This window comes from Enterococcus sp. AMC1251 (assembly GCF_058216535.1).
The window spans coordinates 1,422,022-1,435,854 of sequence record NZ_CM177098.1 but is presented as its reverse complement, the minus strand read 5'-3'; the positions used below and the strand labels follow the sequence as shown (position 1 = coordinate 1,435,854).

Genomic DNA, 13,833 nt, shown 5'->3' with positions numbered 1-13,833 from the left:
GACAAAAGCTAGTAAGATCGCAAACGGCGTGTCTAGTAGTGCGTTAATTAGTTTTGATTTCATTTCTCATCTTCCTTTCTCATTCTGACTAAAACACTCCCCACCCACATAACCACTAAAAATATACTGCCTTGCACCGTCTTGCCTGTGGCTAAACAGATGATTGATACTGTTAGTAATATTAGGTTTGCTGTTGGTATCAAAGCGTCACGCTCCTTCATCTTTCCCCGCTTTTTCAACGTCGTGTTGCTCCTCATCTTCAAACGTAAGAGTAAGTTCTACTCCGTGCCGTCTTCCGTATGCTTTAGCCAAAATGTTCCAAGCTTTCCTTTGAGCTTCCACGCTTGGCTCCCCTCTTATTTCGATTGTTGTTTTTGACATACCTTTTCCTCCTATTTTGATTCTGCATATTTCTATCTATTATTTATTTCTGTCTTTCTATATAATGAAATACAGAAGGAGATGAGTTAATGTATAAATTAGTAAAGTGGTCAATACCGTTTATTGAAAAATATTCATTTTGGTTATCGATCATTCTTTTCATCGTTTGGCTGTACAAAATGAATAGCCACAAGTATATTAAGCATTTAGAAGATAAGGCGAAAACAAAATATTATGAACATAAATCAATGATTTTTTATCATAATATATACAATCCAAATGACATGTTGAAAATAAGTAGTAGTTGGTTGGATTTATACAAGGTCTATATGAGTCGTAGAGCTAATACATTATTACTTTCTTTCATTTTCACTTACTTATCTTTCAATACTTCAGCTTATTACGAAAGTTCAAACGAAAATTTCTTCAAACTACTCACTATCTCAACAAGTCTGTTCCTAGCTGGAATAGCATACATCCGACAACTATACCGAGAATAAAAATCAATATAGTACCAATCCAATCTTTTTGCTCCTTGTCGTTAATAATGACCTGGAGCATTTTTTTTTGCTGATTTAGTTCTGCCAAAATCTCAATTAGTTTATCCTTTTTCATAACTACCTCCCTCCTATGCTGATTTTTTATGTTTCGCCTTCTCCTTTTCTGTAGCAACTTTCGCTGCTTGTTCAGCAACACCAATCATGTAACCTGTAATAAATGATTTTTTAGGATCATCTGAAATTACAAATTCTTTCATTACACGATCTCTAGTTTTATCTTTTGTTGCTTTAGTCATGCTTGTCACCCCCCTTCTTGTGTCTTACATACACATTATAAAGTCTTCAAGACTCTTTTGTCAACAAAAAGTTGCCTTAAGACATTTTTTACTTTATAATGTAGATATGAAAAGGAGGATTCCAATTTGAATAATAGGATAAAAGAGCTTAGAAAAGCATTGAAGTTAAGTCAAGAAGAATTCGGAAAGATTCTTGGGGTAGGTAAGTCTGCAGTTAGCAAGTGGGAACGCGGTGCAGTCATTTTGCCAGAGTACACTATAAAATTAATATGCAAGCAATTCAATGCAGATTACATATGGTTGACTACCGGTCAAGGGGAAATGTTTCACCAATCGGATGATGATGTAGAAGCAGCAATCGAAGATATTATGCAAGGGGAAAACGAATTTCATAAGAACCTTTTTAAAACTTTTGCCAAGTTAGGCGAAGAAGAACTGTTGGCTTTAGAAAAGATTATGGATACTTATGACGAAATCGTCAAAAGCGAAAAGAAAAAGAGCTGACAATTTAATTGCCGGCTCTTTTTATATTTCTATAGATATAATCGTATATCCTTTTTATCATTTTAATATTTTCGATACTATCAACAAGTTCTGTTATTGCTTTTTTATATGTCTCTACCTCAACATTACTCGATTTATTTTCCATGAAATACACCCTCTTCTATTTTTATGTAAAAAAGCCAGTACACTTAGTATGCACTGGCTCTTTATCTGCAACAACTGACAACACACGTACAACAAATAGGTTAAAAATCACCACTAATTGATAAAAAGGGTGATATTAAGATAATAGTTTGTTATACTATATATGTTGTAGCAATAGCTACAAGATGAGAGTGGCACACTAAAGCTATCACTTTAGTGTCTGATCCTAACAATTGACATGGGTTGGTAGCCCATGGATGTTAGGATCAGCTCTTTTTTTATGTTACGCACTTTTTATTTAATACTAAATTACGACTGATTTTTTATTTTTACGCTCCAGAAGTAATAACGTAAACATTTATTAATCCGCTTACTGCCGCTATCAAAGTAATCATTTTACACTCTCCTCCATCTTTTATTTAGAAACAAAAGTTTGCAAACAGGTTATCTCCATGGGTAAATAATAACAAACAATGACAGTTATATAAAGCACTATTTGATGAATTGTGAATTTGACATCGAAAACAACTTTTTTTTATTAATTTTGTCTTATTTTTCATTTTCCAACCTTTTCTCATGTTAAAATCACATTTAGAAAGGATGAAACATATGAATATAGGCGATACTTTACGTTTTTTTAGAACTAAACTTAAACTCTCTCAAAAACAAATGACCCCGGATTACATGGACTCTTCTGCTTATTCCCGCATAGAAAATAATAGTAGGAGTATTAAAATAGACGAACTTCAGAACGTTTTCTTGAAAATCGGAATTTCTTCCAGCGAGTTTTTTCATTTTTTTGATATGAATAATGAATTAACAAAGTTCAAGGAACTTTATTATTACTGCGGTTCTCACCTTAATAATAAAAGCAAAAAGGCTAAATTGGTTGATTATTATCAAAAACTTAAAAAAATAGAAAATAAGAACTCGATCCAGCTTTCGAATTATATAGCGATCAAAAATTTTTTTGGATCTCGCTGGGAAGAAATCGACGAAATCACTCAAAATGAAGCTGACGATATTTTTGAATATCTTTTCAAAAAAGATTTCTACTTACAACATGATTACATACTCATTTCAAATATAGTGCGACTTTTTTCTCCTAAACAAGTTGATTTAATCGTTCCAAGGATTATACCAATCCCATTCGAAAACAATCGTAATCCAGAAACAAAAAAATATGCCCACAATACCCTCATCAATATAATTTCTCTGAAATTGTATTTGGTGGACCACGAGGGTGCTGATAAATACATTAAACTTGCAAAAAAACAAAACAAACTTGAGACTGATTACAATTTCAAATTGAATTTGCAATATTTAAGCAATTTATTGCAGTATCTAGTTACTGGTGAAATGATTTATATTGAGAGGGTACATGATTTTATACATATATTAGAAGATATAGGAGAAGAACTACACGCTGAACAAGTTAAAAAAGAAGTAAAAATATTAACACTGGATAAAGATAGTGATAAAATGATGTCTAGCTATGATGTTGGATTGTTTAAAAAAGATTAGCAATTCCATTTATTCTTATATTTGTTATAGATAAGTTATAGATAAGTTATAGATAAATTACATATTAAGTGATACAATCGAAATAATCAAAAATAAAGGAGTTTTAAAATGAAAAAGTATGTAATTAGCTTGATTCTAGTTGGTTTATTTTTATTTGGTTGTGGTAAAGGGAACGCAACATTCGATGATTTAAAAAGCTTAGAAGTTGGAGTAAGCACTGATAAAGTAATTGAGTACATTGGAGAACCTAAGAGTAAAACAATAGATAAAGATGAAATATATAATTGGGCACCTGATTCGTTAATAAAACAAGATTCTTTCTCCGAACTAGAAATGTATGTTTATAAAATGGATGATGGGAAAGAAGCTCATCTGTTTTTTAGTAAAGGACAACTCATTTATAAAAAACCTCTAGGACTTAATAATCTTTCTTAATGATGAACAAAAAACGTACTCCCTCCGACCAAGAAGCAAGTACGTAAAAACAAACCGCAATAAGCTTATTTAATTATGTTTAGTATATCAAACTTTAAGGAGTGCCACAACATGAAACGGGCAGCATTATATATCAGGGTGTCAAGCGACCAACAAGCAAAATTTGGCGACAGCTTACGCGAACAACAAGATACATTGAATGAATACGTAAACAATCAAAAGGATATCATTGTACATTCAGTTTATGTTGATGATGGAATAAGCGGTCAGAAGTTAGATCGAGACGAATTTACGAGACTTTTAAATGATGTGAAGCACGATCAAATTGATTTGATCTTATTTACTAAGCTTGATAGATGGTTTAGATCACTTAAGCACTACCTAAATACACAAGACGTTCTGGAAAAATATCAGGTCAATTGGTTAGCTGTATCTCAGCCTTACTACGACACCACTACAGCATACGGTAAAACATTTATAAACCAAGTTATGTCTTTTGCCGAATTGGAAGCTCAAATGACTTCTGAGCGTATGATTTCAGTTTTTAATAATAAGGTGAAAATGGGCGAGGTTATTTCTGGTACTACGCCTTTCGGTTTTTCTATCGAGCATAAAAAACTAGTACCGAATGACCAGGCGCCAATTGCAAAAAAAGTATTTGAATTTTATGATGAACATGCGAACTTAAATAAAACATCAAGATTCTTACTTGAAGAATTTGGTATACAACGTAACACTCAGTCAATTCGCGAAATGCTAAAGAACAAAAAATATATCGGCATTTTCAGAGACAACGAAAATTATAACGAACCAATCGTAAGCAAGTCTCTTTTCGATTCCGTTAATAGACAATTGGGAATAAACAAAAAATCAAATACTAAACATGAATACATTTTTAGTGGACTATTAGTTTGCGAAGAATGTGGTAGAAAAATGAACTCAGGTAGGAAAGCCTATTATTCCGCCAAACGAAAAGATGGAAGTCGAACTCGATATCCTCATCAATCAATTTATAATTGCCGTTACGCTTACGAGGTCCCGAAATGTTCTAATGCAAAAGTTTTGAAAGAACATATTTTAGAGGCGCACTTGCTTAGTGAGATTCCTATCCTGCTCAAGCAGAAGGTTAATAATATAAATCAAAAGAAGAATAATGACAACGAAAAGCAGAAGAAACAACAAAACATAGAAAATAAAATAGAACGACTTAAAGCTGCTTATCTAAATGAAATTATCGGACTTGAAGAATACAAAGAGGATCGTGCTACTTTAGTATCACAACTTGAGAAAATTGAAAAAATCGAAATACCAACCATAGATACAAGCATCTATTCTAAGTTTGCTGATATCGATTTAAATGAACATTACGAAACATTATCTGCAGCAGAAAGAAAACAGTTTTGGCGATCACTTGTCAAAGAAATAACTTTCAACAAAGACCGCCAAATAAAAATTGATTTGATTTAAATAGTATGCGGACGACGGGATTTGAACCCGTACGAGCTAAAGCTCACAAGACCCTCAATCTTGCATGTCTGCCGTTCCATCACGTCCGCTTTCTGCTAGTCTACTAATTAACGGTTGCCTGTCTGCCATTCCGCCATGACCGCATTTTTACAGCAAAAAAAATGCTAGCTGAATTTATAATAAAATACGATAAAGTTTTTGTCAATCTTTCAATAAAGTCTCAGTATTTTAAATTTGATTACAAATTGGGGATTATCTTTTTTCACTATAGTCATATACTTGACATAGCTTCTCATAAGACTCGCTCACATGTGGCGGAATTTCAATCTCCCCAATATAATTCCTTCCTTTTGGCCCGTAACCATTCTCGTCATTTCTAAGTCGCGAAATTTCACCCAAAACTAAAGAAAAAAAATAGTCCTTGTTCCACAAACTATTCAGTCGCTCATCTTCAAAGGAAATTATTCCGTCAATAGCATTGATAGACGGAACGATAGGAACATAATTTGTAAAAATAGTGTCCATCTCTTGCCATTCTTTTTCAAATGTTGCCTTAATTCTTCTTTGTATAATAGGATCTTCTAATAGTAAGATTTTCTTTGGAATTATTCCTATTGTTTTTAGTTTATTTAGTGAATAACGTGCATTTTCACCAGAATTCGTTGACCTCGTTTCGGTTAGAAATAGTGTCTTGTCGATGGCGTATTTTTGTTTAAAATACTCTAAGTACATGTCCGTTTCACTAATATCACCGACCTTAATTCCTATGTCTCTTAAATTTTTTTGTAAAAATGGCGTAGCATGTCCAATTCCTCCAACCAGCATAAGATTTGATGCTATACCTTTTTTGTACAATTGAATCAGCTCATCAGCTAAATATGGCAAACTATTGCCTGCTAATATAGCAAGATCATATTCTCCATTGATTGGTTCTTTTTCAGCTAAATAGTCAATGACTGTGTTCCAATGCCGAATCATAGTTATCCTCTTTTCTTTTAATTGATTTTATTATAATACCGTCTTCTCTAATAAAAGAAAAGACGGTACAGTTTTGCTTCATCACTACAATTCTACTAGTTTGCCACGACATTTCCCACAAACAAAGCGGTGGGTATTGATTCTCCTTTTTCGTAAAATCAATGTTTGACATTTTTCACATTGGTATTGGTGATATGACTGCGGTGTTTGTTCTACTAAGGAACGAACATAGCGACTTCCACCTGTTTGTTTTAGTAGTAATTTAAATTCAGCATCTTTGTGTTGATATCCTTTCCCTTCTAAATGAAGATGATAATGACACAGTTCATGCTTGATCACTTTGATTAATTCTGATTCTCCGTAGCGTTCAACTACTTTCGGATTAAAATCAATATTGTGTGAATTTAAATGATATCGACCGCCAGTTGTTCTTAAACGACGATTGAAAAAAGCTTTATGCATAAACCTTTTTCCAAATGATAATCTAGAAATTTCTTCTACCATTACTTGCAATTGAGTATCTGTTAATACTTTGGTAATTGGTTTTCCTTCTTTAGAAAAACGATTCAAAGCTATTCTTTCCTTTCAGCTTGCGGCAACATCGTTAAGCTGATGCGACCTTTCTTCGTATCGATCTCTTCCACCCAAACTGTCACAACATCACCTACTGCAACAATATCGGTCGGGTGTTTAACGAATTTTGTGCTCAGTTTTGAAATATGCACTAAACCATCTTGTTTTACACCAATATCAACAAAAGCGCCAAAATCAATAACATTTCGAACCGTTCCTTGTAGCTCCATTCCTGATTTAAGATCTTCCATCGACAAAACATCTTTTCTTAAAAGTGGCGCAGGCATTTCATCACGCATGTCTCTTCCAGGTTGAACTAACGCTAAAATAATATCTTTTAAAGTCTCATTTCCAACTGCTAATTCTGTTTCTAATTGCGTTAAAGATATAGCTTTTATACGCTGGGCTGCATCGGATGTGCCCAAATCTGTTAATTTGACATTCGCTTTTTCTAGAATTGCTTTGGCAACATCATAACTTTCCGGATGAATTCCTGTATTGTCTAAAATATTTTTTCCATTTGGAATACGTAAAAAGCCGATTGCTTGCTCATACGCCTTTGGTCCTAAACGAGGAACTTTTTTTACTTGATTACGAGCGGTAAATGCGCCATGTTCATCTCGATAGTTCATCAAATTTTGAGCAGTTGTCTTATTTAAACCTGATATATGTTGTAATAACTGCGGACTGGCCGTATTTACATTTACACCGACCTGATTCACAGCTGTTTCTACTACAAAGTCTAATTGTTCAGCTAAACGTTTTTGAGAAACGTCATGTTGGTATTGACCCACACCAACTGCTTTAGGATCAATTTTTACCAATTCAGCTAGAGGATCTTGCAAGCGTCGAGCGATACTAACCGCACTTCTTTCTTCTACTTGTAAATCAGGAAATTCGGTTCTTGCCACGTCACTTGCTGAGTATACCGAAGCCCCTGCTTCATTGACGATTACATAAAAAACGTCTCGTTTGATTTGCTTTAACTGTTCAGCAACAAACAGCTCAGATTCACGACTAGCCGTTCCATTACCGATCGCCACCATCTCAACTTGATACGTTTCGATTAATTGATTAAATGCATGACCCGCAGCTGCTCGTTTTTCTCCTGAGGCCGGTTTATGCGGATAAATCACTTGAATCGCTAATACTTTCCCTGTTGCATCAACAATCGCCAGTTTACAACCTGTTCGATAAGCAGGATCAAATCCTAAAACAACTTTACCTTTCAAAGGTGGTTGCAGTAATAAATTACGTAAGTTCTCACCAAAAATATTGATCGCTTGTTCATCTGCTTTTTCTGTCAACTCATTGCGGATTTCCCGTTCGATTGCCGGACCAATAAATCGTTTGTAGCTATCCAAATAAGCAGTTTCAACATACACAGCAGTTGGGGATTGCTTATTATTGCCAATCAATTGACGGTCTAGATAAGAACTGATTTTTTCTTCCTCTACTAATAGAGCAACTTTCAAAATATCTTCTTTTTCGCCACGGTTTGTCGCTAATACTCTATGAGAAACCATTTTACTTACAGGTTCAGAAAAATCATAATACATTTCATAAACGGATTTCTCATCTTTTTCTTCATCTTTGACCGTGCTGACATATTGACCATGCTTAAAGGTAAAGTCACGAATCCAAGTACGAAATTTAGGTTCATCAGACACACGTTCAGCAATGATTTCATGCGCACCCTGTAACGCTGTTTCGGCTGAATCTACTTCTTTTTCTGCATCAACATATGTTTCAGCTTCTTTTGTTACATCTGCTTGCGCGGGAAAATTCAATAACCAGTCTGCCAAAGGTTCTAAGCCTTTTTCTTTAGCGATAGTTGCCTTGGTACGGCGTTTTTGTTTGTAAGGACGATATAAATCTTCTACTTGCTGCATTTTGATCGCTTTTTGGATAGACATAGCTAACTCATCCGTAAGCTTGCCTTGCTCTTCAATCAGACGTAAGACTTCTTCTTTACGTTTTTCTAAATTGCTTAAATAAGTATAACGTTCTTCGATTTCACGAATTTGAACTTCATCTAAACTTTCTGTCATTTCTTTACGATAACGAGCAATAAAAGGAACTGTATTGCCTTCGCTCAATAAAGTTAGTACAGTTGTTAATTGTTTTGGACGATATTCCGTTAATTCTTTTTGAAGTAAATTAACTACGTCTTGGTTATAAGTGTCTGCCATATTTATATACCTCTTTTCATTCAACATACTCTTTCATTTTAGCATATTTTCAGATTGAAATATAGGACGAGGAAAAAGCTTAAAAATCTGGCTGCCAAGGGTCGTTTAAATTTTGATATTCAATATCCTGTACAATCCCCTTTCTGTTAAAAATCACACCGTGAATGGAACCTCCAAAAACAGCACCACCATCAATCCCTATTTTATTGTCTGAATACCATAAATCAGTTGTTTCCATGTCTCCATGAAGCATCGGCGTAATCGTATGCCCAAAAACGATTGTTTTCCCAGTGTTATTCTTTCCCTGATGAAACGGTTCTCTAATCCAAATAAAATCATGGGAACTCGTTTCATGCCAATCTTTTTTATTCAAGTCTACACCAGCATGCACAAATAAATAGTTCTCCCATTCAAAATAGAGTGGGCGTTCAACCAAAAACTCAATCAATTCTTTATAACGGCTGCGAATCATCATACTAATTTCTGTAGGTGAATATTCTTCTATTGCTCCTTTATGAAGTAAACTTTCGATGGTTTCTTTGCCACCATTTCGAATATAACTAGTAAACCAATCTTCTGGATTTTTTAAAAACTGCAGAAAATATTCTTCATGATTTCCTCTAAGATAGATAGCACCGTGCTCTTCAACCAAAGTTTTTCCAAGTAAAAAACTTTCTTTTGTTTTAAAACCACGGTCATTTAGATCCCCTATCAACACCAACTGATGCATCGTTGGATCATAATATTGAATTAATTTTCTAAACAACTCATATTCTCCGTGAATATCACTGACTGCATAGACAAATTCCTTCATGGCTTCATCTCCTTTTCAATAATTTTCTTTTATTATAACGCAAGTACAGGATATGATTTCATTTTATTCGTCAAAAAAAGAGGAATTTCTGTTTAAGTAACAATATTTTTAAATTAGAAACGAATCTTAGACTTTTCGCACAAAAACTAGTAAGATTAAACGAATGACACTACGTCATAAAAATGAGTAGGAAAGAGCTGAAATTTATGAAAAAGAAAACTATTTTCGGTATTCTAGCAGTCTTAGTTATTGCGCTTATTATTTTCTTCATGGTTCAAGGTAACTCGGTAAAGTCCAACGCTGTTACTGTCCGAACTGGAGAAGTACAAAAGAAAACAATCATCGAAAAACTCTCCACAACAGGTACTTTAATACCAAACAAAGTACAAACACTTGTTGGTACTGGAAATGTCGCGGATGTGTTTGTGAAAACAGGCGACAAAGTAGAAAAAGACAAAGTCTTAGCAACCTATGATAACGGCTTACAATTGATTGCTGATTTCGATGGCACAATTACTCAAGTCAATATCAATCCTAAACAAGCTGACACAAATGCTCAACAAGGACAAGCGTCAATTCAATTAAATGATCTTTCTACGTTAAACGTTCAATTGGAGCTAACAAATTCAGAAGCTTCTGCTGTAGCTGTGGATCAAAAAGCTGAGATTACAAGTGATAATCAAACATTCCCAGGAAAGGTCACTGAAAAAGATCCCACTGCTCAAACTAATCAAACGGCAACAGGAACAAGTGCAAGTCTAGGTGCTAAGGTAGCATTTGATAAAACGCCAGAAAATCTTTTTGCTGGCTTTGATGTAGATGTCGATATCACAACAAAAACCGTTGAAAATGTCCTTGCCTTGCCGATCGAAGCTTTAACGTATAATGATAAAAATGAACCAATCACCTATGTTGTTAAAGATGGCGTTGCCAAAGAAACAAAAATTGAAATTGGGATTCAATCAGATAAATTGATTGAAGTAAAAAGCGGACTAAAAGAAGGAGAAACAGTCATTCTTTCTCCTAGTTCTGATATCAAAAACAATGCTGAAGTAACCAAAGAATAGAAGGTGAAATGATTGATCGATTTAAAAGATGTAGTAAAAATCTATCGTACCGGCGGAGAAGAATTAGAAGCTTTAAAACACGTTTCTCTACATATCGCAGAAGGAGAATTCACTTCTATTATGGGCCCTAGCGGTTCTGGTAAATCAACTATGATGAATATTCTTGGTTTATTGGATCGTTTTGACGAAGGAACCTATTACTTGAACGGACAAGATGTTACCAACTTGACTAGTAATGAAAGTGCCCATGTTAGAAATAAAGAAATTGGGTTTGTTTTTCAATCCTTTAATTTGATGCCTAGGATGTCACTCTTAGATAACGTTGCTCTACCTATGGTTTATTCTGGTATTTCAGCAAAAGAGCGCAAAGAACGCTCGTTAGAAGCTTTGAGAAAAGTTGGTTTAGCTGATCGTGTCGCACACAGACCAAATGCTATTTCCGGTGGACAAAAACAACGTGTGGCTATAGCTCGTGCTATCGTAAATGATCCAGCTGTTTTAATGGCTGATGAACCAACAGGAAATTTAGACTCAAAAACGACGCTGGAAATCATGAAAATTTTCCAAGATTTGAACGATGCTGGTACAACCGTGGTCATGGTCACACATGAACCTGATGTAGCACAATACACAAAGCGAATCGTATCATTTAGAGATGGCGAAATCATTGATGATCAATCAGTATTAGATCAAAAAACGCTATAGAAGGGGGTCGTTTTCATGGGAATTATTGAAAGTTTCAAAATGGCGATCGATAGTATTTTAGCGAATAAAATGCGTTCGTTTTTGACTATGCTTGGAATCATTATCGGAATTGCCGCTGTTATCGCGATATTAGCTGTGGGGAATGGCGCTACAAGTCAAATCACTGGCACATTCAGTGATTTAGGCGCTTCTACAATATCCGTATCCACGAGTCGAGATGCAACGGACAGTCAAAAAATCACTAGTAAAGATATTAAAGCTTTAAAAGATGGCATTCCTCAAATTGATCACGTCTCTCCTGTTGTTTCAATTCAAGCAGTGGGAGTCGCAAATGACAAATCAAAAGCAACATTGATTATGGCTGGAACGCCTGATTTGCAGTATACAAATCAAACGATGGATAAAGACATTGTCTATGGTCGGTATTTTAGTACAACTGAGTATTCAGAAGGAAGTAAAGTAGCTGTGATTAGTGCTGATACAGCTCGATATTTTTTCAGTGGACGTGAAAATGTTGTTGGTGAGAAAATCAACTTGCGAGGACAAAAAGGGCAAATCAGTGTGCGTATCATCGGCGTAACTAAAAGTACTGTAGAAAAAATCGTCGGTTCTTTTGATGAGCAAGAATTGATGGGCTATATATCGATTCCTCTAACAACAGCAAATACTCTAAACCCTGAAGCAACGAAAATTACTAGTTTAACTGTAATCGCAAAATCCAAAGATGATATTGATGCTGTTTCTAAGCAAATCGTAAATATCCTTTCTGTACGTCATAATACTGTAGGAGAAAAAGTTTACACCGCGACGAACTTCTTGCAAGCATTAGATCAAGTGAATAATGTATTAGGCTTATTTATCAACTTTATTGCAGCTGTTGCAGCTATTGCTTTGCTTGTCGGCGGTATCGGTGTGATGAATATCATGCTCGTTTCAGTAACCGAGCGAACTAGGGAAATCGGAACGAGAAAAGCGTTGGGAGCAACAGACAGTAATATCTTGTTCCAGTTTCTAACAGAATCAGTTATTCTGTGCTTGATTGGTGGATTGATTGGTTTAACCTTAGGCGCAATCTTAGCTGTTAGTGTTGCCAGTGCCTTAGATATCACTGCTCAGTTCACTTTAAGCTCAATTATAGCAGTACTCTTATTTTCAAGCGCTATTGGTATTTTCTTTGGAGTTTATCCAGCAAGAAAAGCAGCAAAACTTGATCCAATTGAAGCATTACGTTATGAATAAATAGTTATTATTGAAAAAAATCAGGATGAGAATAATTTCTCTGTCCTGATTTTTTAGTTATCCTTCTTTTTTCATTTTAGAGGCGATGAAGTGAAACAACTCATCAGGAATTTGAAAATGACCAAATCTCAAGCGTGATCGATACTCCTGCCACAATGGAAAATCTGCAACAGCTTGTAGTGGAACTGATTGAATATTTTTCAAAAAGGTAATATCTTTTCTATCTGGAATAAAGCCAGGCGTCATTTCAAATGGATATGCCTCTCCTTGTAAAATTTGTCCCAGCGCAATGAATTCCTGGCAAGGTTCTTTAGTATTTAAACTTTGCTTAGGTGCATAATAAATCAGCCAATCACCTGCCTTCATTCGATTCAGGGGAGCTGATTTTCCGTGACATAATTGACAAAAACCGCCTGCCACACCAAGCTCTACATGATCTTTAGATGCAACACCGATCCAATACTTCATAGTATTTCCTCCTTTTCATTCTTATAAATTAATCGTCTCACTGCTGTCCATCCCTAAAGTCACGATGGCTTGAGTGAACTGAATTTCGTATAATGTTAACATAGATCCAGCTTGTTCGATATTGTCTTCATAACTAGGAATCTTTCGACTCCATTGTTCTGCTACGTCATAAACAGTTAAATCACTTTTTTTCACTTGAGCGTAATGTACTCGAACATGATTGGTATTGGCAGTTGGAATCGTTGTAAACGCAACATCAGGATTTTTTTGAAACTCTATCATTTTTTCGTTTCCTTTGAATGTTGAGAAGAAAAGACATTTTTTCTCTTCATCGTAAAAAAAGCTGACGATTCTAACATTAGGTATTTCCACAACACTCGTTGCTAATGCGATCTCTGTTTGCTCACCCATTATTTTTTTAAACGCCTCTGCTATTTTCATAAATTGTTTACTCCCTTATTTTTCATTTGTCTGACTGACAAGTTCATTCTAACAAACAAACCCTGACAACTGATTGTCAGGGTTTGTTAAATCTTTTTTTAGACG

The 13,833-nt window shown here is 34.9% G+C and carries 17 protein-coding genes and 1 tRNA gene; 7 read left to right on the top strand and 11 right to left on the bottom strand.

Translation table 11 applies throughout. The features are described 5' to 3' along the window. Nucleotides 1–207 precede the first annotated feature (207 nt). The 3 genes from AC4BBR_RS06655 to AC4BBR_RS06645 form a co-directional block, all read right to left on the bottom strand. Complete coding sequence (locus AC4BBR_RS06655; RefSeq protein ID WP_490461761.1) at nt 208–381, bottom strand: hypothetical protein; 174 nt, start codon at nt 379–381, stop codon at nt 208–210. A 438-nt stretch (nt 382–819) separates the two neighbouring features. Further along, on the bottom strand, nt 820–996 hold the full coding sequence (locus AC4BBR_RS06650) for a hypothetical protein (protein ID WP_490461760.1): 177 nt from the start codon (nt 994–996) through the stop codon (nt 820–822). A 13-nt stretch (nt 997–1,009) separates the two neighbouring features. Continuing rightward, nucleotides 1,010–1,177, bottom strand: a complete 168-nt coding sequence (locus AC4BBR_RS06645) for a hypothetical protein (protein ID WP_490461759.1) — start codon at nt 1,175–1,177, stop codon at nt 1,010–1,012. A gap of 126 nt (nt 1,178–1,303) precedes the next feature. Here AC4BBR_RS06645 and AC4BBR_RS06640 point away from each other — a divergent pair, with 126 nt between their 5' ends. Beyond that, a complete protein-coding gene (locus AC4BBR_RS06640) occupies nt 1,304–1,681 on the top strand; it encodes a helix-turn-helix domain-containing protein (protein WP_490461758.1) in 378 nt (125 codons plus the stop codon). A 4-nt stretch (nt 1,682–1,685) separates the two neighbouring features. On the opposite strand, the gene AC4BBR_RS06635 is transcribed toward AC4BBR_RS06640, so the two are convergent. Then, nucleotides 1,686–1,826 (bottom strand): hypothetical protein, encoded by a 141-nt coding sequence (locus AC4BBR_RS06635; protein WP_490461757.1) that lies wholly within the window; start codon nt 1,824–1,826, stop codon nt 1,686–1,688. Nucleotides 1,827–2,434: 608 nt separating this feature from the next. Here AC4BBR_RS06635 and AC4BBR_RS06630 point away from each other — a divergent pair. From AC4BBR_RS06630 to AC4BBR_RS06620, 3 genes are all read left to right on the top strand, one after another. Next, the gene (locus tag AC4BBR_RS06630) at nt 2,435–3,349 is read left to right on the top strand and encodes a helix-turn-helix domain-containing protein (RefSeq protein ID WP_490461756.1); all 915 of its coding nucleotides are present in this window, start codon (nt 2,435–2,437) and stop codon (nt 3,347–3,349) included. 108 nt (nt 3,350–3,457) lie between these two features. Then, entirely contained in the window at nt 3,458–3,784 is a 327-nt protein-coding gene (locus tag AC4BBR_RS06625) for a hypothetical protein (RefSeq protein ID WP_490461755.1), read from the top strand. A 111-nt stretch (nt 3,785–3,895) separates the two neighbouring features. Next, a complete protein-coding gene (locus AC4BBR_RS06620) occupies nt 3,896–5,251 on the top strand; it encodes a recombinase family protein (RefSeq protein ID WP_490461754.1) in 1,356 nt (451 codons plus the stop codon). Between the two features lie 6 nt (nt 5,252–5,257). Here the strand turns inward: AC4BBR_RS06620 and AC4BBR_RS06615 are convergent. From AC4BBR_RS06615 to AC4BBR_RS06595, 5 genes are all read right to left on the bottom strand, one after another. Next, nucleotides 5,258–5,340: transfer RNA gene (locus AC4BBR_RS06615), tRNA-Leu, on the bottom strand. Between the two features lie 163 nt (nt 5,341–5,503). Beyond that, on the bottom strand, nt 5,504–6,229 hold the full coding sequence (locus tag AC4BBR_RS06610) for an ElyC/SanA/YdcF family protein (protein ID WP_490461753.1): 726 nt from the start codon (nt 6,227–6,229) through the stop codon (nt 5,504–5,506). Between the two features lie 84 nt (nt 6,230–6,313). Further along, entirely contained in the window at nt 6,314–6,799 is a 486-nt protein-coding gene (locus AC4BBR_RS06605; protein ID WP_490461752.1) for a SprT family protein, read from the bottom strand. Between the two features lie 2 nt (nt 6,800–6,801). Next, complete coding sequence (locus AC4BBR_RS06600) at nt 6,802–8,994, bottom strand: Tex family protein (protein ID WP_490461751.1); 2,193 nt, start codon at nt 8,992–8,994, stop codon at nt 6,802–6,804. Nucleotides 8,995–9,073: 79 nt separating this feature from the next. Beyond that, nucleotides 9,074–9,808: a metallophosphoesterase gene (locus tag AC4BBR_RS06595; protein WP_490461750.1), complete on the bottom strand. Its 735-nt coding sequence runs from the start codon at nt 9,806–9,808 to the stop codon at nt 9,074–9,076. Nucleotides 9,809–10,014: 206 nt separating this feature from the next. Here AC4BBR_RS06595 and AC4BBR_RS06590 point away from each other — a divergent pair, with 206 nt between their 5' ends. Genes AC4BBR_RS06590 through AC4BBR_RS06580 form a run of 3 tightly spaced genes read left to right on the top strand, consistent with a single transcriptional unit; the run spans nt 10,015 to nt 12,819 of the window. Beyond that, complete coding sequence (locus AC4BBR_RS06590; protein ID WP_490461749.1) at nt 10,015–10,875, top strand: efflux RND transporter periplasmic adaptor subunit; 861 nt, start codon at nt 10,015–10,017, stop codon at nt 10,873–10,875. A gap of 12 nt (nt 10,876–10,887) precedes the next feature. Beyond that, nucleotides 10,888–11,580, top strand: a complete 693-nt coding sequence (locus tag AC4BBR_RS06585; protein ID WP_490461748.1) for an ABC transporter ATP-binding protein — start codon at nt 10,888–10,890, stop codon at nt 11,578–11,580. Nucleotides 11,581–11,595: 15 nt separating this feature from the next. Beyond that, a complete protein-coding gene (locus tag AC4BBR_RS06580) occupies nt 11,596–12,819 on the top strand; it encodes an ABC transporter permease (RefSeq protein WP_490461747.1) in 1,224 nt (407 codons plus the stop codon). Nucleotides 12,820–12,876: 57 nt separating this feature from the next. Here the strand turns inward: AC4BBR_RS06580 and AC4BBR_RS06575 are convergent, their stop codons facing one another. Together AC4BBR_RS06575 and AC4BBR_RS06570 are read right to left on the bottom strand one after the other, a co-directional pair. Continuing rightward, a complete protein-coding gene (locus AC4BBR_RS06575; protein WP_490461746.1) occupies nt 12,877–13,287 on the bottom strand; it encodes an EVE domain-containing protein in 411 nt (136 codons plus the stop codon). A 21-nt stretch (nt 13,288–13,308) separates the two neighbouring features. Beyond that, a complete protein-coding gene (locus AC4BBR_RS06570; RefSeq protein WP_490461745.1) occupies nt 13,309–13,728 on the bottom strand; it encodes a pyridoxamine 5'-phosphate oxidase family protein in 420 nt (139 codons plus the stop codon). Between the last annotated feature and the right edge of the window lie 105 nt (nt 13,729–13,833).

Excerpts from the sequence above, each read along its gene's own strand:
- AC4BBR_RS06635 (WP_490461757.1), bottom strand. The coding sequence starts at position 1,826 with ATGGAAAATAAATCGAGTAATGTTGAGGTAGAGACATATAAAAAAGCA.
- AC4BBR_RS06580 (WP_490461747.1), top strand. The coding sequence starts at position 11,596 with ATGGGAATTATTGAAAGTTTCAAAATGGCGATCGATAGTATTTTAGCG.
- AC4BBR_RS06610 (WP_490461753.1), bottom strand. The coding sequence starts at position 6,229 with ATGATTCGGCATTGGAACACAGTCATTGACTATTTAGCTGAAAAAGAA.
- AC4BBR_RS06625 (WP_490461755.1), top strand. The coding sequence starts at position 3,458 with ATGAAAAAGTATGTAATTAGCTTGATTCTAGTTGGTTTATTTTTATTT.
- AC4BBR_RS06645 (WP_490461759.1), bottom strand. The coding sequence starts at position 1,177 with ATGACTAAAGCAACAAAAGATAAAACTAGAGATCGTGTAATGAAAGAA.
- AC4BBR_RS06650 (WP_490461760.1), bottom strand. The coding sequence starts at position 996 with ATGAAAAAGGATAAACTAATTGAGATTTTGGCAGAACTAAATCAGCAA.
- AC4BBR_RS06570 (WP_490461745.1), bottom strand. The coding sequence starts at position 13,728 with ATGAAAATAGCAGAGGCGTTTAAAAAAATAATGGGTGAGCAAACAGAG.
- AC4BBR_RS06630 (WP_490461756.1), top strand. The coding sequence starts at position 2,435 with ATGAATATAGGCGATACTTTACGTTTTTTTAGAACTAAACTTAAACTC.
- AC4BBR_RS06575 (WP_490461746.1), bottom strand. The coding sequence starts at position 13,287 with ATGAAGTATTGGATCGGTGTTGCATCTAAAGATCATGTAGAGCTTGGT.
- AC4BBR_RS06590 (WP_490461749.1), top strand. The coding sequence starts at position 10,015 with ATGAAAAAGAAAACTATTTTCGGTATTCTAGCAGTCTTAGTTATTGCG.
- AC4BBR_RS06595 (WP_490461750.1), bottom strand. The coding sequence starts at position 9,808 with ATGAAGGAATTTGTCTATGCAGTCAGTGATATTCACGGAGAATATGAG.
- AC4BBR_RS06655 (WP_490461761.1), bottom strand. The coding sequence starts at position 381 with ATGTCAAAAACAACAATCGAAATAAGAGGGGAGCCAAGCGTGGAAGCT.
- AC4BBR_RS06600 (WP_490461751.1), bottom strand. The coding sequence starts at position 8,994 with ATGGCAGACACTTATAACCAAGACGTAGTTAATTTACTTCAAAAAGAA.
- AC4BBR_RS06620 (WP_490461754.1), top strand. The coding sequence starts at position 3,896 with ATGAAACGGGCAGCATTATATATCAGGGTGTCAAGCGACCAACAAGCA.